General features: G+C 65.1%; 21 protein-coding genes. 8 read left to right on the plus strand and 13 right to left on the minus strand.

Annotated elements, in window-relative coordinates:
- Positions 1–35 precede the first annotated feature (35 nt).
- The 6 genes from PV764_RS14750 (at position 36) to PV764_RS14775 (ending at position 6534) form a co-directional block, all read left to right on the plus strand.
- Positions 36–761 (plus strand): ABC transporter ATP-binding protein, encoded by a 726-nt coding sequence (locus tag PV764_RS14750; protein ID WP_019183645.1) that lies wholly within the window; start codon positions 36–38, stop codon positions 759–761.
- Positions 762–769: 8 nt separating this feature from the next.
- Positions 770–2074, plus strand: coding sequence for an ABC transporter permease (locus tag PV764_RS14755; RefSeq protein WP_421116960.1), 1305 nt, complete (start codon positions 770–772; stop codon positions 2072–2074).
- A gap of 16 nt (positions 2075–2090) precedes the next feature.
- On the plus strand, positions 2091–3311 hold the full coding sequence (locus PV764_RS14760) for an ABC transporter permease (RefSeq protein WP_046273141.1): 1221 nt from the start codon (positions 2091–2093) through the stop codon (positions 3309–3311).
- A gap of 31 nt (positions 3312–3342) precedes the next feature.
- On the plus strand, positions 3343–3750 hold the full coding sequence (locus PV764_RS14765; RefSeq protein ID WP_421116962.1) for a PDZ domain-containing protein: 408 nt from the start codon (positions 3343–3345) through the stop codon (positions 3748–3750).
- Between the two features lie 79 nt (positions 3751–3829).
- Positions 3830–5170 (plus strand): sigma-54-dependent transcriptional regulator, encoded by a 1341-nt coding sequence (locus PV764_RS14770; RefSeq protein WP_019183641.1) that lies wholly within the window; start codon positions 3830–3832, stop codon positions 5168–5170.
- Positions 5167–6534, plus strand: coding sequence for a sensor histidine kinase (locus tag PV764_RS14775; protein ID WP_019183640.1), 1368 nt, complete (start codon positions 5167–5169; stop codon positions 6532–6534). The genes PV764_RS14770 and PV764_RS14775 overlap by 4 nt, the downstream gene beginning before the upstream one ends.
- 66 nt (positions 6535–6600) lie before the next feature.
- Here the strand turns inward: PV764_RS14775 and glmU are convergent, their stop codons facing one another.
- Entirely contained in the window at positions 6601–7965 is a 1365-nt protein-coding gene (glmU, locus tag PV764_RS14780; protein WP_343312981.1) for a bifunctional UDP-N-acetylglucosamine diphosphorylase/glucosamine-1-phosphate N-acetyltransferase GlmU, read from the minus strand.
- 85 nt (positions 7966–8050) lie between these two features.
- On the opposite strand from glmU, the gene PV764_RS14785 reads away from it, so the two are divergent.
- Complete coding sequence (locus PV764_RS14785; protein WP_070425992.1) at positions 8051–8434, plus strand: GtrA family protein; 384 nt, start codon at positions 8051–8053, stop codon at positions 8432–8434.
- Between the two features lie 84 nt (positions 8435–8518).
- On the opposite strand, the gene PV764_RS14790 is transcribed toward PV764_RS14785, so the two are convergent.
- The 9 genes from PV764_RS14790 to PV764_RS14830 form a co-directional block, all read right to left on the minus strand.
- Positions 8519–8941 carry a F0F1 ATP synthase subunit epsilon gene (locus PV764_RS14790; protein WP_019183637.1) on the minus strand — a complete coding sequence of 141 codons (423 nt, stop codon included), beginning with the start codon at positions 8939–8941 and terminating at the stop codon, positions 8519–8521.
- A gap of 115 nt (positions 8942–9056) precedes the next feature.
- Positions 9057–10463 (minus strand): F0F1 ATP synthase subunit beta, encoded by a 1407-nt coding sequence (atpD, locus tag PV764_RS14795; RefSeq protein WP_019183636.1) that lies wholly within the window; start codon positions 10461–10463, stop codon positions 9057–9059.
- Between the two features lie 37 nt (positions 10464–10500).
- Entirely contained in the window at positions 10501–11364 is an 864-nt protein-coding gene (atpG, locus tag PV764_RS14800) for a F0F1 ATP synthase subunit gamma (RefSeq protein WP_019183635.1), read from the minus strand.
- 108 nt (positions 11365–11472) lie between these two features.
- A complete protein-coding gene (gene atpA / locus PV764_RS14805) occupies positions 11473–13020 on the minus strand; it encodes a F0F1 ATP synthase subunit alpha (RefSeq protein WP_019183634.1) in 1548 nt (515 codons plus the stop codon).
- Positions 13021–13064: 44 nt separating this feature from the next.
- Complete coding sequence (locus tag PV764_RS14810; protein WP_019183633.1) at positions 13065–13592, minus strand: F0F1 ATP synthase subunit delta; 528 nt, start codon at positions 13590–13592, stop codon at positions 13065–13067.
- A gap of 3 nt (positions 13593–13595) precedes the next feature.
- Positions 13596–14066 (minus strand): F0F1 ATP synthase subunit B, encoded by a 471-nt coding sequence (locus tag PV764_RS14815; RefSeq protein ID WP_019183632.1) that lies wholly within the window; start codon positions 14064–14066, stop codon positions 13596–13598.
- 111 nt (positions 14067–14177) lie between these two features.
- Positions 14178–14480, minus strand: a complete 303-nt coding sequence (gene atpE / locus PV764_RS14820) for a F0F1 ATP synthase subunit C (protein ID WP_017354883.1) — start codon at positions 14478–14480, stop codon at positions 14178–14180.
- 66 nt (positions 14481–14546) lie between these two features.
- On the minus strand, positions 14547–15341 hold the full coding sequence (gene atpB / locus PV764_RS14825) for a F0F1 ATP synthase subunit A (RefSeq protein WP_046273137.1): 795 nt from the start codon (positions 15339–15341) through the stop codon (positions 14547–14549).
- Positions 15342–15374: 33 nt separating this feature from the next.
- Positions 15375–15743, minus strand: a complete 369-nt coding sequence (locus tag PV764_RS14830; protein WP_026069845.1) for a hypothetical protein — start codon at positions 15741–15743, stop codon at positions 15375–15377.
- A 543-nt stretch (positions 15744–16286) separates the two neighbouring features.
- On the opposite strand from PV764_RS14830, the gene PV764_RS14835 reads away from it, so the two are divergent.
- Positions 16287–17105 (plus strand): hypothetical protein, encoded by an 819-nt coding sequence (locus PV764_RS14835; RefSeq protein WP_019183629.1) that lies wholly within the window; start codon positions 16287–16289, stop codon positions 17103–17105.
- Between the two features lie 98 nt (positions 17106–17203).
- Here the strand turns inward: PV764_RS14835 and PV764_RS14840 are convergent, their stop codons facing one another.
- The 3 genes from PV764_RS14840 to PV764_RS14850 all read right to left on the minus strand — a co-directional run bounded on the left by PV764_RS14840 (position 17204) and on the right by PV764_RS14850 (position 20435).
- The gene (locus PV764_RS14840; RefSeq protein WP_019183628.1) at positions 17204–18019 is read right to left on the minus strand and encodes a DUF6585 family protein; all 816 of its coding nucleotides are present in this window, start codon (positions 18017–18019) and stop codon (positions 17204–17206) included.
- Positions 18020–18393: 374 nt separating this feature from the next.
- On the minus strand, positions 18394–20205 hold the full coding sequence (lpdA, locus tag PV764_RS14845) for a dihydrolipoyl dehydrogenase (protein WP_019183627.1): 1812 nt from the start codon (positions 20203–20205) through the stop codon (positions 18394–18396).
- 17 nt (positions 20206–20222) lie between these two features.
- On the minus strand, positions 20223–20435 hold the full coding sequence (locus PV764_RS14850; protein ID WP_266083718.1) for a hypothetical protein: 213 nt from the start codon (positions 20433–20435) through the stop codon (positions 20223–20225).
- Positions 20436–20485 lie beyond the last annotated feature (50 nt).

Consider the following 20485-nt stretch of genomic DNA (forward strand, 5'->3'; position numbering starts at 1 on the left):
CCTTTCGATCTTCTCGACCCTCAAAGGAAACAGCCATGCTTGAAATGCGCTCGGTCGCCAAAGTCTTCCGCACCGAACAGGTGGAAACCCACGCCCTGCGGTCGCTGGACCTGCACGTCCGCGAAGGCGAGTTCGTTGCCGTGACCGGTCCGTCCGGCTCGGGCAAGACCACCTTCCTCAACATCGCCGGCCTGCTGGAAACCTTCACCAGCGGCACCTACCTGCTCGACGGCCAGGATGTCAGCCAGCTCGGCGATGACGCGCGCAGCCGCCTGCGCAACCAGAAGATCGGCTTCATCTTCCAGGGCTTCAACCTGATCTCCGATCTCAACCTGTTCGACAACGTCGATGTGCCGCTGCGCTACCGCGGCATGCCCGCGGCCGAGCGCAAGGAGCGCATCGAGCACGCGCTGGCCCAGGTCGGCCTGGGCTCGCGCATGAAGCACTACCCGGCCGAACTCTCGGGCGGCCAGCAGCAGCGCGCCGCGATCGCGCGTGCGCTGGCCGGCAGCCCGCGCCTGCTGCTGGCCGATGAACCGACCGGCAACCTGGACAGCCAGATGGCCCGCGGCGTGATGGAGCTGCTGGAAGAAATCAATGCCAAGGGCACCACGATCGTGATGGTGACCCACGATCCGGAACTGGCCGCCCGCGCCAAGCGCAACGTGCACATCGTCGATGGCCAGGTCACCGACCTGCTGCGCGACCCGGTGCTCGCCACGCCACGCCCCGCGGTTGCCGCTGCCATCGCCAACGACTGAGGCCGGCCATGATCGCTTACTACTTCCGACTGGCCCTGCGCAGCTTCCGGCGCAACAAGGTGCTGACCGCGCTGATGGTGATCGCCATCGCGCTGGGCATCGGCGCCTCGATGACCACGCTGACCGTATTCCATGTGCTGTCCGGTGATCCGATCCCGCAGAAGAGCGACCGGCTGTTCAGCGTGCTGGTTGATCCACAGTCAGCGCTGGGCTATCAGCCTGGCGAAGAACCGGCCGACCAGTTGACCCGCTTCGATGCTGAGAAACTGCTGCGCGAGAAGCATGCCAAGCGGCAGGCGATGATGACCGGTGGCGGTGTGACCCTCGAGCCCGAGGGCAGCACGCTGCGTCCGTTCAACACCGATGCGCGGTATACCTCGAGCGATTTCTTCCCGATGTTCGACACGCCGTTCCTCTATGGCCAGGGCTGGAAGGAAACCGATGACGACGGGCGCGGTCGGGTCGCGGTGATTTCCAGCACGCTCAACCAGAAGCTGTTCCAGGGCGCCAACAGCGTCGGCAAGTCGGTCCGCCTCAACGGCAACACGATGACCGTCGTGGGCGTGCTGGGTGACTGGCATCCCAACCCGCACTTCTATGACCTGTATACCGGCCGCTACGGCGACAGCGAAGACGTCTACCTGCCCTTCTCCACGGCGATCGAGCTGAAGTTCGACCGCAACGGCAGCATCGACTGCTTCGGGCGCCGCAACGAGACCGACCCGACCGGTCCCAACGCCAGCTGCACCTGGATCCAGTACTGGGTGGAGCTGGAAAACCCCGGCCAGGCCGCGGACTACCGTCGCTATCTGGAGAACTACTCCGACCAGCAGCGCGCCGCCGGTCGTTTCGAACGCCCCAACAACGTACGGCTGCGCAACGTCATGGAATGGCTGGATTTCAAAAAGGTCGTCCCCGGCGACGTGCGTCTGCAGTTGTGGTTGGCAATGGGCTTCCTGCTGGTCTGCCTGATCAATACGGTCGGTCTGCTGCTGGCCAAGTTCCTGCGTCGCAGCGGTGAGATCGGCGTGCGCCGGGCGCTGGGTGCCAGCCGCGGCCAGATCTTCCTGCAGTCGCTGATCGAGGCCGGCACCGTCGGTCTGGCCGGCGGCCTGCTGGGCCTGCTGCTGGCACTGCTCGGGCTGTACGCGGTGCGCCAGCAACCGGTGGACTACGCCAAGCTCGCCACCCTGGATGGGCAGATGCTGCTGATGACCTTCGCGTTGACCCTGGTCGCCAGCCTGCTGGCCGGTTTCCTGCCGGCGCTGCGCGCCATGCAGGTCGCGCCCGCCATCCAACTCAAATCGCAGTAAGGATCCGGAGCACACCATGGATATCCGTCCCATTCTCTCCACGCTCCGCCGGCATAAAACCGCCGCATCGCTGATCGTGCTCGAGATCGCCCTGACCTGCGCCATCGTCTGCAATGCGCTGTTCCTGATCGGGCAGCGCATCGAGAAGATCAACCAGCCCAGCGGCATCGCCGAGACCGAACTGATCGAAGTCCGCCTGGGCGGCATCGGCCCACAGGTCAACGCCGTGGCGCGCACCCGCGAGGATCTTGCCGCGCTGCAGGCGTTGCCGGGCGTCAAGAGTGCGGTCACCCTGAACCAGATCCCGTTCCGCAACAGTTCCTGGAATACGAGCGTGGGCCTGGTTCCCGACCAGGAGCGCCCGACGCTCAGCGCCTCGCAGTATTTCGGCCGCGAAGGCGCACTGGATACGTTGGGCGTGGAACTGATCGCCGGTCGTGATTTCCAGCCCGATGAGTACCGGGACCTGGAAGTCGTCAAGAATGACGAAGCAGCCGCGGACGAAGGCTCGGCCGTCATCGTTACCCAGGCGATTGCGGACAAGATGTTCCCCGGCGGCGATGCACTGGGCAAGACGATCTATAGCGGCTCCATGCCGCTGCGCATCATCGGCATCGTCAAGGTACTCGCCCGCCCGACCGCTCGCGAAGGCGATTCACAGTTCTCGATGGTCCTGCCACTGCGCACAACCTATGACGAGGGCTTCTACCTGATCCGCGTCACCGATCCGACCCGGCGCGACGAAGTGCTCAAGTCTGCGGTGGCGGCATTGGAGCGGGTGGATTCAAGCCGCTTGGTGCACGGCAAGTACACCTACGAGGAGCAGCGCAGGAAGTACTTCGCCAATGACCGCGCCATGGTCGGCCTGCTGATCACCGTGTGTGTGGCCCTGCTGGTGGTGACCGCACTGGGCATCGTCGGCCTGGCCAGCTTCTGGGTGCAGCAGCGCACCAAGCAGATCGGCATCCGCCGTGCGCTGGGCGCGACCCGCAGCCAGATCCTGCGGTACTTCCAGACCGAGAACTTCCTGCTGGCCACGGTCGGCATCGTGCTGGGCATGTTGATGGCCTACACGATCAACCTGTGGCTGATGAACAACTACGAGCTGCCGCGCATGCCCATCAGTTACCTGCCGATCGGTGCGGTGCTGCTGTGGCTGCTCGGCCAGATCGCTGTCTTCGGCCCGGCCCGTCGCGCCGCGGCCGTTCCCCCTGCCGTTGCCACCCGGAGTGCCTGAAATGCACCAGACCCATCCCCAGAGCAAACACATGACCAAGACCAAGACCAGCATCACGACCCTGTTGTTGTCCCTCCTGCTGGCCAGCGCACCTGCGCTGGCCGCCACCCAGACCGATACCGCACGCCTGGAGTGGAGTGACGCCGGCCACCATCTGGTGGTGGATGCCCAGGATGGCATCGTGCGCGTCACGACCACCGAGCCGAGCAGCTACTTCGGCGTGCGCAGCGGCGATCGGATCCTGCGCGTGGATGGCCAGCCGGTACGGCGCATGGCCGACCTCACCCATGCGCTGGTCGGCAACAAGGCCACCCGGGTTCCGGTGACTGTGCTGCGCAAGGGCAACCAGGTGACCGTCGATGTCGATACCGCCGCCTGGAGCGAGGTGCTGGCGGTACCGACCCCGCCGATTCCGCAGGCGCCCGGCACCGGCGGCTGAGGCCAGCCGCGCCGGGCCATCTGCCCGTTGGCCCGGCGCTCCGGTACTCTTGAACCCACTTCCGGTCCTTCGTTGCCGCATGCCCTCGATCCTGATCATTGACGACAACGCCAGCGTCGGCACCGCACTGAACGTGCTGTTCTCGCTGCACGACATCGACACCCTGCACGCGCTTTCCCCCGAACAGGGGCTGGCCCTGCTGGAGCAGCAGCCGGTGGACCTGGTGATCCAGGACATGAACTTCACCGAAGACACCACGTCGGGCGAGGAAGGCGAGGCGCTGTTCCAGCAGATCCGCGCACGCCATCCGGACCTGCCGGTGATCCTGCTGACCGCCTGGACGCACCTGAGCAGCGCGGTGGATCTGGTCAAGGCCGGCGCGGCGGACTACCTGGCCAAGCCCTGGGACGACCGCAAGTTGCTGGTCACGGTCAACAACCTGCTGGAACTGTCCGAGACCCGCCGCGAACTCGACCGCCGCCGCGACCGCGAACAGCGCGATCGCTCGGCGCTGGAGGCCCGGTACGATCTGCGCGGTGCGGTGGTGGCCGACCCGGCCAGCGAGCGCGTGGTCAGCCTGGCCTGCCAGGTGGCGCGCTCGGCACTGCCGGTGCTGATCACCGGCCCGAACGGCGCGGGCAAGGAGAAGATCGCCGAGATCATCCAGGCCAATTCGCTGGTCGCCAAGGGCCCGTTCGTCGCGCTCAACTGCGGCGCGATTCCGGCCGAGCTGATCGAGGCCGAGCTGTTCGGTGCCGAGGCCGGCGCCTACACCGGCGCCAACAAGGCACGCGAAGGCAAATTTGAAGCCGCCGACGGCGGCACCCTGTTCCTGGACGAGATCGGCAACCTTTCCTCCAGCGGGCAGATGAAACTGCTGCGCGTGCTCGAGACCGGGCGATTCGAGCGGCTGGGCTCCAACCGCGAGCGCCAGGTCAAAGTCCGCGTGATCAGTGCGACCAATGCCGACCTGCCGGCGATGATCCGCGACGGCCAGTTCCGCGAAGATCTGTTCTACCGCCTCAATACCGTCGAGCTGGCCCTGCCGCCACTGGCCGAACGCCCCGGTGACATCCTGCCCCTGGCCGAACGTTTCCTGGGCAGCGGCAAGCCGCTGTCCACCGCCGCCGCCACCGCCCTGCAGCGGCATCCCTGGCCGGGCAACGTGCGCGAACTGCGCAACGTGCTGCAGCGCGCCGAACTGCTGGCCAGCGGCCCCCGCATCGAGGCCGGTGACCTCAACCTGCCGCGTGCGGCCGCCCCGCGCGCGGCGAGCCCGACGGTGGACCCGGACCGCAGCCGGATCGAGACCGCGCTGGCCCACAACCACGGCATCATCGCCCAGACCGCTGCCGAACTCGGGCTCAGCCGTCAGGCGCTGTACCGGCGCATGGACCGCTACGGCATTCCACGCGAATGAAGCGGCGCTCGTTCACCTTCCGGCTGTTCCTGCGCCTGCTGCCGGTGCTGGCATTGGCGGCCGCCTTCCCGTGGTATCTGGCGTACTGGCTGGACCATGGCTGGGCGGTCACCACGATTTCGACCGTGGTGCTGATGGGCCTGATGTGGTGGAGCCTGAGCCGCGCGACCGCACCGATCCGCTCGCTGCTGCGCGCGCTGTCCGGCACCACCAGCAGCTACCGCGATGGCGAATACAACTTCGGCATCTACTGGCCCTCCAACGACGAACTCGGCGACCTGGTCCAGGCCCACCGCGAACTCGGCGATGTGCTGCGCGCACAGCGCCAGGACCTGGTCCAGCGCGAACTGCTGCTGGACACCATGGTGCAGAACACGCCGGTGTCCATGCTCCTGCTCACCCACGGGGGAGACGGCGTGCAGCGCGTGGTGTTCTCCAACCTGGCCGCGCGCAAGCTGCTGCACAGCGGCTGGAAGCTGGAAGGCCAGCGCATGCACGATGTCATGGCGGCGATGCCGATCGAGCTGCGCGACGCCATCGCCCGTGGCGGCGACAGCCTGTTCGCGGTCCGCGGCGAGGGCCAGGACAGCGACGATGAGCGCGACGAAGACGATGAGCAGATCTACCATCTGTCACGCCGCAACTTCCACCTCAATGGCCGCCCGCACGACCTGCTGCTGATCCGCCTGCTGACCGCCGAACTGCGCCGCCAGGAAGTGCAGACCTGGAAGAAGGTGATCCGCGTGATCAGCCACGAGTTGAACAATTCGCTGGCCCCGATCGCCTCGCTCGCCCACTCCGGTGGCGAGCTGGTCCGGCGCGGCAAGACCGAGCGGCTGGAAGAAGTGTTCGGCACGATCGAAGAGCGCGCGCGGCACCTGGAAGGGTTCATCCGCGGCTACGCACGCTTCGCCAAACTGCCGCAGCCGCAGCTGCAGACCGTGCAGTGGAACCTGTTCCTGGGCGGGCTGCAGCACCAGATCCCGTTCCGCATGGCCGAGGTGCCCGACGACCTGCACAGCCGCGTGGACATCGCCCAGCTGGGGCAGGCGCTGCTGAACCTGCTCAAGAATGCGCATGAAGCCTGCAGTGAAGCCGAACCACCAAACGACGATGTCGAGGTCCGCCTGACCCGGCTGCCGCAGTGGTTGCGGCTGGAAGTCCTGGATCGTGGCAAGGGCATGAACGAGGCGGTGCTGCAGAATGCGTTGATGCCCTTCTATTCGACCAAGCGCAACGGCACCGGGCTGGGCCTGGCGCTTACCCGTGAGATCGTCGAGGCACATGGCGGCCGCATTTCGCTGCAGAACCGCCGCGAGGGCGGCCTGTGCGTCGCGGTGTTCCTGCCGGCCGACGCCCGGTAATGCCGGCCGCTGTGGCCGGTACCGTCGTGGGCCCGGGATCGCTTGGTTGCCGGCCAGCGGCCGGCACTACTTTTTGGTCGGGCGCTTCCAGCCGTCGATGGTTTCCTGGCGTGCGCGTGCGACGGTCAGCTTGTCGGCCGGGGCGCCGCGGGTGATCACCGAGCCGGCGGCGACAGTCGCGCCTTCACCGATCACCACCGGCGCGACCAGCGAGCTGTTGGAGCCGATGAAGGCTCGGTCGCCGATGGTGGTCTGCGACTTGTTCACGCCGTCGTAGTTGCAGGTGATGGTGCCCGCGCCGATGTTGACCTTGCTGCCGATCACCGCATCGCCCAGATAGGTGAGGTGGTTGGCCTTGCTCCCGGCGCCGAGCACGACCTTCTTGGTTTCCACGAAATTGCCGACGTGCGATCCCTCGGCCAGCACGGTACCCGGGCGCAGGCGCGCGAACGGACCGATCTCCGCCGCGCCTTCGCTGATCACGCCATCCAGGTCGCAGTGCGGCTTGACCACGGTGCCCGCGGCCAGGGTGACGTCCTTGAGCCGGGTGAACGCGCCGATGCTGACGCCGTCGCCCAGCACCACGCGCCCTTCCAGGATCACGTTGACGTCGATCTGCACGTCACTGCCGACGGTGACCGGGCCACGGATGTCCAGCCGCGCCGGATCCAGCACGCGCGCGCCCTGCGCGCACAGTGCACGCACTTCGCGCAGCTGCCAGGCGCGTTCGAGCTGGGCCAGCTGCCACGGGTCGTTGGCACCTTCGGCGTCCTGCGGGTCCTGCACGAAGGCCATTTCGGCCGGGGTGTAGTCACTCGCTGCCGCGGCAAAGATGTCGGTCAGGTAGTACTCGCCCTGCGCGTTGGCATTGGAAAGCTGGGACAACCAACGGCGCAGCGCGGTCGATTCGGCGGTGATGATGCCGGTATTGATGGTGCGGATGCTGCGCTGTTCGTCGCTGGCATCCTTCTGTTCGACGATCGCACCGACCTTGCCCTCGGCGTTGCGCACGATCCGGCCGTAGCCGGTCGGGTCGACGACCTCGGCCACCAGCACGGCCAGGCGGCCCGGCTGCGACAGCAGGTGGCGCAGCGTCTCGCCGCGGATCAACGGCACGTCGCCGTACAACACCAGAACGGTTGCCGCATCCGGTACTTCCGGCATGGCCTGCAGCACGGCGTGCCCGGTGCCCAGCTGCCGGCTCTGCTCTGCCCAGTGCAGGTCCGGCTGGTCCGCGAAGGCCTGCCGCACCGCCTCACCGCCATGGCCATAAACCACGTGGATCGCCTCGGGCTGCAGCTGGCGCGCGGTGTCGATGACGTGGGCAAGCATCGGGCGGCCGGCAATGGGCTGCAGCACTTTCGGCAGGGCCGACTTCATGCGCTTGCCGGCGCCGGCGGCCAGGATGATCACGTGCAGGGGCTGGGTCATGGGCAGATCACGTTCCGGGAATCGTAGAAGGGAATTCTAGTGCGCCGCTCGTTAACATGTGGGATTGCCCGCACCCGGATCGCACGTGAGTCTCCTCCGCCAAGGCAGCAGCTATCTCGTCATCGGCCTGATCCAGCTCGGACTGGACTGGGCCGTGTTCGTGGCTGCCACCGCGCTGGGCATGCCTGCGGCACCCGGCAATCTGCTGGGGCGCGTGAGCGGCATGCTGCTCGGCTTCTGGCTCAATGGCCGTTACACCTTTGCCCGCGATGGCGAACACCGGCTGGGCTGGCCCCGGTTCGTGCGCTTCCTGCTGCTGTGGGGCGTGCTGACCGCGATCAGTACGCTGCTGGTGACGCTGGCGGCCGAGCATCTCGGGCTTCGCTACGCGTGGCTGGCCAAACCCCTGGTCGAAGGTGGCCTGGCAGCGGTGTCGTTCCTGCTGATGCGGACGCTGATCTTCCGCTGAGCCCGCATCCCCGGAGGCAGGCAAAAAAAAACGCCGGCAAGCCGGCGTTTTCCCTTCGCGGATGGCGCCGTCGCGCCACTCCGCTCAGTGCTTGAGGTTCTTGCGCAGGCGCTCCAGCGCCTGCAGCTGGGCGGACACTTCCGCCAGGCGCTGCTGCGCTTCGGCCACTTCCATTGCTTCACCACGGTTGGCCAGGATGCGCTCGGCTTCTTCCTTGGCCTTGCGGACCGAGGCTTCGTCGATGTCCTGGGCACGGATCGCGGTGTCGGCCAGCACGGTCACGACCTGCGGCTGCACTTCGAGAATGCCGCCGGAGATGGCGAAGTCGATCTGCTCGCCGCTCGGCGTGGTCACCACCACCTTGCCCGGCTTCAGGCGGGTGATCAGCGGGGCGTGCTTGGGCGCGATGCCCAGCTCACCCAGCTCACCGGTGGCCACGACCAGGGTCGCCTCACCACGGAAGATTTCCTGCTCGGCGCTGACGATGTCGCAACGGATGGTGCTCATGAAACTCTTCTCGCTTTAGGGCGGGCTCGCGCCCACCGCAGGATGTCCTCAGCGGTGGGCATGCGCCCACCCCGTGTGACGGGTCGGGACGGGCATGCCGCCCGTCCCCGCCGCATCAGGCCTTTTCAGCCATCTTCTTGGCCTTCTCGACCGCTTCTTCGATGCTGCCGACCATGTAGAACGCCTGTTCCGGCAGGTGGTCGTATTCGCCATCGACGATGGCCTTGAAGCCACGGATGGTGTCCTTCAGCGACACGTACTTGCCCGGCGAGCCGGTGAACACTTCTGCCACGTGGAACGGCTGGCTGAAGAAGCGCTCGATCTTGCGGGCGCGGGTCACGGCCTGCTTGTCTTCTTCGGACAGTTCGTCCATGCCCAGGATCGCGATGATGTCCTTCAGTTCCTTGTACTTCTGCAAGGTCTGCTGGACGCGCTGGGCGGTGTCGTAATGCTCGTTGCCGATGACCAGCGGGTCCATCTGGCGGCTGGTGGAATCCAGCGGATCCACGGCCGGGTAGATGCCCAGCGAGGCGATCGAACGCGACAGGGTCACGGTCGAATCCAGATGGGCGAACGTGGTGGCCGGCGACGGATCGGTCAAGTCATCGGCGGGCACGTACACGGCCTGGATCGAGGTGATCGAGCCATTCTTGGTCGAGGTGATGCGCTCCTGCAGGACGCCCATTTCCTCGGCCAGGGTCGGCTGGTAACCCACCGCCGACGGCATACGACCCAGCAGTGCCGACACTTCGGTACCGGCCAGGGTGTAGCGGTAGATGTTGTCGACGAACAGCAGCACGTCCTTGCCCTTGCCGTTCTCGTCCTTCTCGTCGCGGAAGTACTCGGCCATGGTCAGGCCGGTCAGGGCGACGCGCAGACGGTTGCCCGGCGGCTCGTTCATCTGGCCGTACACCATCGCGACCTTGTCCAGGACGTTGGAGTCCTTCATCTCGTGGTAGAAGTCGTTGCCCTCACGGGTACGCTCACCCACGCCGGCGAACACGGACAGACCGCTGTGCGCCTTGGCGATGTTGTTGATCAGTTCCATCATGTTGACGGTCTTGCCGACGCCGGCGCCGCCGAACAGGCCGACCTTGCCGCCCTTGGCGAACGGGCACATCAGGTCGATGACCTTGATGCCGGTTTCCAGCAGCTCGGTAGCCGGGGACTGGTCTTCGTACGACGGGGCCGAACGATGGATTTCCCAGGTATCACTGGCAGCCACCGGACCGGCTTCGTCGATCGGGCGACCGAGCACGTCCATGATGCGGCCCAGGGTGCCTGCGCCGACCGGCACCGAGATGGCGCGTTCGGTATTGGTGGCGACCAGGTTGCGCTTCAGGCCATCGGTGGAGCCCAGCGCGATGCAACGGACCACGCCGTCGCCGAGCTGCTGCTGCACTTCCAGCGTGATTTCGGTGTTGTCCACCTTCAGCGCGTGGTACACCTTCGGCACCGACTCGCGGGGGAATTCGACGTCGACGACGGCGCCGATGATCTGAACGATCTTGCCCTGACTCATTGCTGCAATCCTCTAATGTGTGCTTTGACTGTGCGCGTCAGACTGCTGCCGCGCCGCCGACGATTTCGGAGATTTCCTGGGTGATCGCTGCCTGGCGCGCCTTGTTGTAGACGAGCTGCAGGGTGCCGATCAGCTTGTTCGCGTTGTCACTGGCCGACTTCATCGCGACCATGCGGGCTGCATGCTCGGACGCGACGTTTTCCAGCACCGCCTGGTACACCAGCGACTCGACGTAACGCGTCATCACGTGCTCGAGCACGGTCGCGGCGTCGGGTTCGTACAGGTAGTCCCAGTCGTGATGCGCGACCTGCTTCTCAGCCGCCGGCAACGGCAGCAGCTGATCGAAGCTGGCCTTCTGCGTCATCGTGTTGATGAAGCGGTTGTAGACCAGGTACACGCGGTCGACCTTGCCTTCGGTGAACGCATCGAGCATCACCTTGATCACGCCGATCAGCTGTTCCAGGTGCGGCACATCGCCCATGTGGGTGACGGTGCCGACCATGTTGACCTTGACGCGACGGAAGAAGGTCGAGGCCTTCTGGCCGACGGTGACCACGTCGATCTCGGCGCCCTTGTCCTGCCACTGGCGCACTTCGCCCAGCATCTTGCGGAACAGGTTGTTGTTCAGGCCGCCCGCCAGACCGCGGTCGGAAGAGACCACGATGTAACCGACGCGCTTGACCTCGTCACGCTGGACCAGGAACGGATGCTGGTAGTCGGTGCTGGCCTGGGCCAGGTGACCGATCACCTGCTTCATCGCCTGCGCATACGGACGCGACGTCTTCATCCGCTCCTGCGCCTTGCGGATCTTGGAGGCCGAGACCATTTCGAGCGCACGCGTCACCTTGCGGGTGTTCTGCACGCTCTTGATCTTGGTTTTGATTTCGCGTCCGCTTGCCATCTCTTCTTCCCGTGGCGCGGGGCACAGGCCCCGCGTTTGACGTAGAGCGGAGCGTTGCTCCGCTGCTTTCAGCCCAGCGGAGCAACGCTCCGCTCTACAGGACCGGTATTACCAGCTGCCGGTGGTCTTGAACTCGGTGATGCCCTTCTTGAAGGCAGCTTCGATGTCATTGTCCCAGCCGCCGGTCGCGTTGATCTTGCTGATCAGCTCGCCCTGGGTGTTGGCGAAGTGCGCATGCAGACCTTCTTCCAGCGCCAGCAGCTTGTTGACCGGCACGTCGTCGAGGTAACCCTCGTTGACGGCGTAGATCGACAGCGCCTGGTTGGCGATGGACATCGGGGCGTACTGCTTCTGCTTCATCAGCTCGGTGACGCGCTGACCGCGCTCGAGCTGCTTGCGGGTGGCTTCGTCCAGGTCCGAGGCGAACTGCGCGAAGGCAGCCAGTTCACGGTACTGGGCCAGCGAGATACGGATGCCGCCGGACAGCTTCTTGATGATCTTGGTCTGGGCCGCACCACCGACGCGCGACACCGAGATACCGGCGTTCACGGCCGGGCGGATGCCCGAGTTGAACAGATCGGTTTCCAGGAAGATCTGGCCGTCGGTGATCGAGATCACGTTGGTCGGCACGAAGGCCGAGACGTCACCGGCCTGGGTTTCGATGATCGGCAGCGCGGTGAGCGAGCCGGTCTTGCCCTTGACGGCACCGTCGGTGAACTTCTCCACATACTCTTCGGACACGCGGGCAGCGCGCTCGAGCAGGCGGGAGTGCAGGTAGAACACGTCACCCGGGTAGGCTTCACGGCCCGGCGGGCGCTTCAGCAGCAGCGAGATCTGGCGGTAGGCGACGGCCTGCTTGGACAGATCGTCGTACACGATCAGCGCATCTTCGCCGCGGTCCATGAAGTACTCGCCCATGGTGCAGCCCGAGTAGGCGCTGATGTACTGCATCGCGGCCGATTCGGACGCGGTCGCAGCGACCACCACGGTGTGCGCCAGGGCGCCGTTCTCTTCCAGCTTGCGCACGATGTTGGCCACGGTCGAGGCCTTCTGGCCGATCGCGACGTACACGCACTTGATGCCGGTTTCTTTCTGGTTGATCACCGCATCGATGGCCAGAGCGGTCTTGCCGGTCTGGCGGTCACCGATGACCAGCTCGCGCTGGCCGCGACCGATCGGGATCATCGAGTCGACGGACTTGTAACCGGTCTGCACCGGCTGGTCGACCGACTTGCGCCAGATCACGCCCGGCGCAACGCGCTCCACCGGCGCGGTGGCCTTCGCTGCGATCGGGCCCTTGCCGTCGATCGGCTCACCGAGCGCGTTCACGACGCGGCCCAGCATTTCCGGACCGACCGGCACTTCCAGGATGCGGCCGGTGGTCTTGGCGACGTCGCCTTCGCGCAGGTGCTCATAACCACCCAGGACCACGGCGCCGACCGAGTCGCGCTCCAGGTTCAGGGCCAGGGCGAAGGTGTTGTTCGGCAGTTCGATCATTTCGCCCTGCATCACGTCGGCCAGACCGAAGATGCGCACGATGCCGTCGGACACGCTGGTCACGGTGCCTTCGTTGCGCGATTCCGCGGCCAGCTTGACCTTCTCGATGCGGTTCTTGATCAGTTCGCTGATTTCGGAGGGGTTGAGCGTGGTTGCCATCGTCAAGTCCTAGTGCCGGCAATCACGCCGGACGTTAAATGAATTCAGTTAGCGAGCGCGGTCTGCAGGCGCGACAGCTTGCCCTTGAGCGAGCCATCGATGACCACATCGCCGGCGTCGATCACGGCACCGCCGATCAGCGACGCATCGACCGCGGTCGTCACGTCCACCTCGCGGCCGAAGCGCTTGCGCAGCGCGGCCTTGATGGCGTCCAGTTCGGCGCCGGACAGTTCGGTGGCCGAGGTCACCGTGGCCTTGACCACGTGTTCGGCTTCAGCGCGCAGCTGGTCGTACATGCCGGCGATTTCCGGCAGCAGCGGCAGACGGTGCGCATCGGCCAGGATGGCCAGGAAGCGACCGAAGGTCTCGCTGGACGATTCCGGCACCAGCATCGCGACGGCATCGTCGCGGTCCAGTTCCGGGTTCGACAGCAAGGCCGCCACGCGCGGGTCGGCAGCTACGTGGGCGGAGAACGCAAGCGCGTCCGACCACGGCGCGAACGTGCCTTCGTCGCGCGCGGTCGCGAACGCGGCGCGGGCATACGGGCGTGCAAGCGTGAGGGCCTGGCTCATCGATCAGATCTCCGAGGCCAGCTCGTCGAGCAGCGCCTTGTGGGCGTTGGCGTCGATTTCGCGCTTGAGCAGCTTTTCGGCACCGCTCACGGCCAGGGCGGACACCTGCTTGCGCAGATCTTCACGGGCACGGTTGGCGGCAGCTTCGATCTCGGCGTGGGCCAGGTCTTTCTGGCGGTTGGCTTCGACGATGGCTTCATTCTTGGCGGCATCAACGATCTGGTTGGCGCGTGCGTGGGCCTGATCGATGATCTCGTTGGCCTTGGTGCGCGCATCCTTCAGTGCATCGTTGACCTTTTCCTGCGCCTGGGCCAGATCCTTCTGGCTGCGGTCGGCAGCGGCGAGGCCTTCAGCGATCTTCTGCTGACGCTCTTCGATGGCGTTCATCAACGGCGGCCAGATCTTGGTCGCGATGATCCAGATCAGACCGGCAAACGCCAGTCCCTGGGCAACGAGGGTAAAACCGATATCCATGGGGTTCGCTCAATCGGGGGTGACGGGGTGGATGGGCCGCCTTGGCGGCGCATCCGATCCTTCATCCGCGATCAGGCGCACACGGCGCCTGATCGTTTCGCTGTTGCTGGATTAACCAGCAACCTGCGGCAGGCGTGCAACGAACTCGCCGATCATCGGGTTGGCGAAGGCCAGCAGCAGGCCGACGGCGACCGAGATGATGAACGCGGCGTCGATCAGGCCGGCGGTGATGAACATGCGGACCTGCAGAACCGGAATCAGTTCCGGCTGACGGGCAGCCGATTCCAGGAACTTACCGGCCATGATGGCCAGACCGAGACCGGCACCCAGCGCGGCCAGGCCGATCATGATGCCGACGGCGAGGACGGTGGAGCTCTGGACTTGGGCGAGGTTGGTCAGGACGGCGAAGTACATGGTTTTCTCCTGGAACTTTGAATAGCTAAGGGTTTAGAAACAAACGGATGAAGGGTGAAGCGAAACTCAGTGAGCGTCTTCCGACAGGCTCAGGTACACGATGGACAACATCATGAAGATGAACGCCTGCAGCGGAATCACCAGCAGGTGGAACAGCATCCAGCCCAGGCCGAATGCACCGCCTGCGATGGCACCGGCGATACCCGCACCGCCCAGCACCCAGATCAGCAGGAAGACGATTTCGCCGCCGAACATGTTGCCGAACAGTCGCATCGCCAGCGAAATCGGCTTGCTCAGCCACTCGACGATGTTGAGGATCAGGTTGAACGGCATCATCCACTTGCCGAACGGCGCGGTCAGGAATTCCTTGGTGAAACCACCCAGGCCCTTGGAACGCAGCGCGAAGAACAGCATCAGGAAGAACACGCTGATCGACATGCCCAGGGTGGCATTGACGTCGGCGGTGGGGACCGGCTTCCAGTACGGCACGCCGAGGGCTTCCAGCGGCATGGCGATGAAGTCGGCCGGGATCATCTTGATGAGATTCATCATGAGGATCCAGAAGAACAGGGTGATCGCGATCGGGGTCACCAGCTTGCTGGTGCCGTGGTAGGTGTCCTTGGCCTGGCGGTCAACGAACTCCAGGCAGATCTCGACGAACGCCTGCCACTTGCCCGGGACGCCGGCGGTGGCCTTGCGGGTTGCCATCCAGAAGCCGAACACCATCAACAGGCCCATCAGGACCGAAGTCACGATGGTGTCGACGTGAATCGCCCAGAAACCACCTTCCTGCATATGGAACGTCAGGTTGTGCAGGTGATGTTGGATGTAGGAGGTGGGTGTCAGCGCCTCGCCTGCCATGTGTCCGGAACCTTGAGTTAAATGAAAATTGGATCAGCGCCTGGCCAGAGCCAGGACCTGGAACATCAATCCGACGGCGATACCGGCCAGCAGCGCCAATGCAGGCAGCTTGAAGACCAGGAAACCCACCATCAGGACGCCGAATACGAGCACCCACTTTGCCACGACCGCCAGAATCAGGCGGGTCATCGCCGAGCCTGCGGCCTGCACCCCACCCCCCAGCGCCATCCGCGCAGCCACCCAGCCGGCCGCCGAAACCGCCACGCCGGAGAGCAACGCCCCCAGGGCTGCCTTCGGGCCTCCCCACAGCAGCAGGGCCAGAGCCAGGACAGCCACTGCAACGAGCGGGTAAACCGCTGCGCGCAGCATCAGTCGCCGACCCGCGTCAACGGAGTTCAGCACGTGAATGTCCTGCATGGTTGTGAGTAGGAAAGGCCGAGGTCGCAAGCTAGCGCCTCGTCGAGCCGCCAAATTATAGCAATGGGACAATTTGAGAGACAACCGCTGCCTGTTCATCCCGGATGTAAGCCCGCCGTTGGCGGCTCTTGCGAACCTGTTCCACCACCGGGCCAATCCCACTGCGCAAAGGGACACGCGATGCGGCGGTGCACCATATTGAACTTTGGTCGCACGGTCCGGTCATAACGACCAGCCTGCCGTTGAATCCTCGTCGGCGTCCCGCGCGCAGGCCAGTACAGGGTGGCCCCGAAGCCCTCTCCGGGGCCACCCTCTTTTTGCGGCCTGCGGCGCTGGCGGCCGGGTCGAACAACGCTGGCGGCTAGCGCGTGTAACGCGGTCCGGCCCCGGAACCGGCCAGCAAACCGCCCTGCGGTAAGCGAAAGTGCATGAACGGTACACACAGCCTCCACCATACCTTCACGAATGGTGGACGTCGCAGTGGGCAATGTGACGCCACATCACTAGAACCACCGCAAGGACCCCCCGATGCGCCCGATGCTCTCCCTGCTTGCCGTGCCAGTCGCACTGGCCGCGCTTTCCTACGCCGCTCCGTCCCACGCTGCCGAAGGCGATGACCGCTTCGCCCTGCGCCTGGGTGCGATGCAGATCGATTCGGACAACACGATCCGCGGCAACACCAACATCGCTGGCCAGGATGTGGGCTTCTCCGAAGATTTCGGCCTCGGTGGCAAGGAATGGGAGCCGCGCGTGGACGGCATGTTCCGCATCAGCAACCGCCAGCGCCTGCTGTTCAACTACTTCAAGTACGACAAGGATCGCCGCGAGACACTCGACCAGGGTGTGAGCTTCGGCGATACCAACGTGCCGGCCGGAAGCTTCATCAAGGGTGAGCTGAAGTATCAGGTCGCCAGCCTGGTGTACGACTACTCGGTCGTGGACACCGACAAGTTCGACCTCGGCCTGCAGCTGGGTGCCGAGTACGCCAAGGTGAGCACCAAGGCTTACGCGGATGTCGGTGATCTGTACCAGGGCGAGTTCCTGGACGAGAAGGCCGACGGTGTCGCCCCGGTGGTTGGTGCACGCCTGAGCTTCACCCCGTCCGAGAAGTGGATGATCACCTTCCAGGGCCAGTACCTGAACACCAAGTGGGGCAACTTCGACGATTACGACGGCGACCTGAGCCGCGCCAATGCGATCGTCGATTACCGCTTCACCAAGAACTTCGGCGTGTTCGCCGGCTACGACTGGTTCAAGCTCGACGTCGATCAGACCGGCAGCGATGGCACGATCGGTCTGAAGCAGGAGTTCAAGGGTCCGGTGGCAGGCGTCAGCTTCGTCTTCTAAGCCCTTCGCAACACCTCTCTCCAAGCGCGGCCTCCGGGATATCGGGGGCCGCGTTTTTTTTGGGCCAACCGACGAGCACGGCCTGACCTCGATGCAGACTAGCGCTGCGCGTCCTGCACCAGCCAGGCGACCGTCTCAAGAAAGAGGTCGAAGCTGAGGATGCCCACCCCCATCGTGGAGAACACGGTGCTCCCCATTGCATCCTTGATGGTGACCTTCTCCGTCCATGTGCTGACATCGACGTCGCGCAGGTTAGAGGTGGGCACGCTGCGGCCCTCGACCTGCAAGCAGTCCCGACTGAGAGTGATGGGGCGGGTGGACACCTCGAGGAACCGGCCCGATACCCGCTTCTTCCAAACTTCACCCGTGGGAACATAGTTGAAGGTAACCGTCTCACCGGCCTCAAGGGCCGCGATCATGACGGGCAGTCGCTCGCGCACATGTAGTTCGCGTACGACCTCCTGGAATTCGTAGAACCGCTTGAGACTGTCGTTCGACCAGTGGAACGTGTCGGTGCTGTCTCGACGATAGGCAAGGTTGCTCATCAACCCTGTGAGCACTGTCTGACCAGAACTGAAGAGGTACACATCCTCCATCTCGGCAAACGCCACATAGCCGCGCTGCGAGCCGACGACCGTCGCCAGACCTTGCTCATACACCTCATGACGGGCCCCGCGCAGGCGCCTCTGCCATGGCACCACTGCGAAGAAGCCGCAGGCGATCGCCACGAGCAGTGCAACGGCCCAGAGAATGGCGGACTGCGCGTCAGCAGGCGCCTTGTTCCTGACGGAAAACAGAAATGCCGCGAGCAGCAGGGTGCCCACGCCAGAGGCCATCAGGAAGTAGATGGCCCCTTGGCCGTAGCGATAGACCTTGATCAGATTGCCGGTGGGCGAAGAAACGGGATGTTCCATTGCGACAATGGCTCCATGGAAGGGGGGATCGGAAGAGAATAGGCACAGTGCCGCGATCACTGCCACCGCCCGGCTTCATCCGAACCGGAAATACCTTGGATATCGACGACACGAAGGACGTCGAATGATGTCAATTGCGCGGCGTATGCGACGGTTCATGTCGCTTAAAGCGCGTTTACGCGCTACGCGCAGTGATATGAACGGGCGCCGAGCGCGCACCATGCTTTCCGGTACCAGCGCATGGAAAAGCAAGCGGAGATTGCGCAGTGATGCTTGATGCGACACACCCGTGAAAGCATGGCCCCCGGGCAACCCCCGCCCTCAACGAAAAACCCGGCTTTCGCCGGGTTTTTCGTGCGCAGCACGCGGGCACCTTACTTCTTCTTCGGCATGTACAGATCGGTGATCGTGCCGTCGTAGATCTCCGCAGCCATCGCCACCGATTCGCTCAGCGTCGGATGGGCGTGGATGGTGTGGCCGATGTCCTCGGCCTCCGCGCCCATCTCGATCGCCAGGCCGATCTCGGCCAGCAGGTCACCGGCGTGCACGCCGACGATCGCGCCACCGATGATGCGGTGGGTCTCTTCGTCGAAGATCAGCTTGGTGAAGCCCTCGGTACGGCCGATGCCGATCGCGCGGCCGCTGGCGGCCCACGGGAACTTGGCTACGCCGACCTTCAGGCCCTTGGCCTTGGCTTCGGTTTCGGTCACGCCGACCCACGCGATTTCCGGGTTGGTGTAGGCCACCGACGGAATCACGCGCGCCACCCATTCCTTCTTCTCGCCGGCGGCCACTTCCGCGGCCAGCTTGCCCTCGTGCGTGGCCTTGTGGGCCAGCATCGGGTTGCCGACGATGTCGCCGATCGCAAAGATGTGCGGCACGTTGGTGCGCATCTGGCGGTCCGCCGGGATGAAGCCACGGTCGGTGACCTGCACGCCGGCCTTCTCGGCATCGATCTTCTTGCCGTTCGGCGAGCGGCCCACGGCGACCAGCACGCGGTCGAAGGTGGTTGCCTCCAGACCCGGCTTTTCGCCTTCCACGGCGGCTTCGAAGGACACGGTGATGCCGGCCTTGTCGGCCTTGACGTCGGTCGCCTTGGTCTTCAGGTGCACCACGATGCCCTGCTTCTTCAGGCGGTCGGCCAGCGGCTTGACCAGGTCCTTGTCGGCGCCCGGCATCAGCTGGTCCATGAACTCGACCACGGTCACTTCACTGCCCAGCGCGCCGTACACGGTCGCCATTTCCAGGCCGATGATGCCGCCACCGACCACCAGCAGCTTGCCCGGCACGTCGGCCAGTTCCAGCGCATCGGTGGAGTCCATGACGCGCTTGTCGTCCCACGGGAAGTTCGGCAGCTTCACCGCCTGCGAACCGGCGGCGATGATGCACTGCTCGAAGCGCAGCAGCTGGGTCTTGCCGTCGTCGCCGACGATCTCCAGCTCGTTGGCCGAGACGAACTTCGCCAGGCCCTGCACGGTGCGTACCTTGCGCTGCTTGGCCATGCCGGCCAGGCCCTTGGTCAGCTGGGTGACCACCTTTTCCTTGTAGCTGCGCAGCTTGTCCAGGGTGATGGTCGGCTTGCCGAACTCGACGCCGAAATCACCGGCATGGGCAACTTCATCGATCACTGCGGCGGCGTGCAGCAGCGCCTTGGACGGGATGCAGCCCACGTTGAGGCAGACGCCACCGAGGCTGGCATAACGTTCCACCAGTACGGTGTCCACGCCCAGATCGGCCGAGCGGAAGGCAGCGGTGTAACCGCCCGGGCCGGCGCCCAGCACCACCATCTTGCACTCGATGTCGGCCGGCTTGCCCGAGGACAGCGCCGGCTGCGGCGCGGCCGGTTCGGCCGGGGCGCGGTGCGAGGGGGTCACCGGCGGCTTGCTGGCCGGTGCGTCGGCCTTGGGTGCCTCGGCCTTGGCCGGCGCGGCCGGTGCAGCCGCCTCACCTTCAGCCTCCAGCAGCAGTACCACATCGCCTTCGGAGAGGTTGTCGCCGAGCTTGACCTTGATTTCCTTGACCACGCCAGCAGCCGACGAGGGCACTTCCAGCGTTGCCTTGTCCGATTCCAGCGTGACCAGGCCCTGGTCCTTCTTCACCGTGTCACCCACGGCGACCAGCAGTTCGATCACCGGCACACCGCTGTAATCGCCGATGTCGGGAACCTTGATTTCAATTGCGGCCATTCGTGTTCTCCTGGTGCTCAGCCGGCCTTGCCGCCGAGCAGTTGCTGCAGTTCTTCGAGCGACTCGTCCAGATCTTTCCAGCGACGGTCGAGCTTCTTTTCCCTGGTGTCGCTGGCCTGGATCGGCAGCGCCACCTGTTTCATCATCCGCCGGCCCGCACCACACGCCAGGCCGGTGCCGCTGTAACGCTGGCCCTCCACGGTGGAGGACCGCGCGTTATCGTCCAGCACCGGCACCCCGCGCTCGCTGCACCATCGGCAGCGCCATCAGCAGCCCGGCC

The organism is Stenotrophomonas sp. AS1, assembly GCF_048957655.1.
Lineage (GTDB): Bacteria > Pseudomonadota > Gammaproteobacteria > Xanthomonadales > Xanthomonadaceae > Stenotrophomonas > Stenotrophomonas bentonitica_A.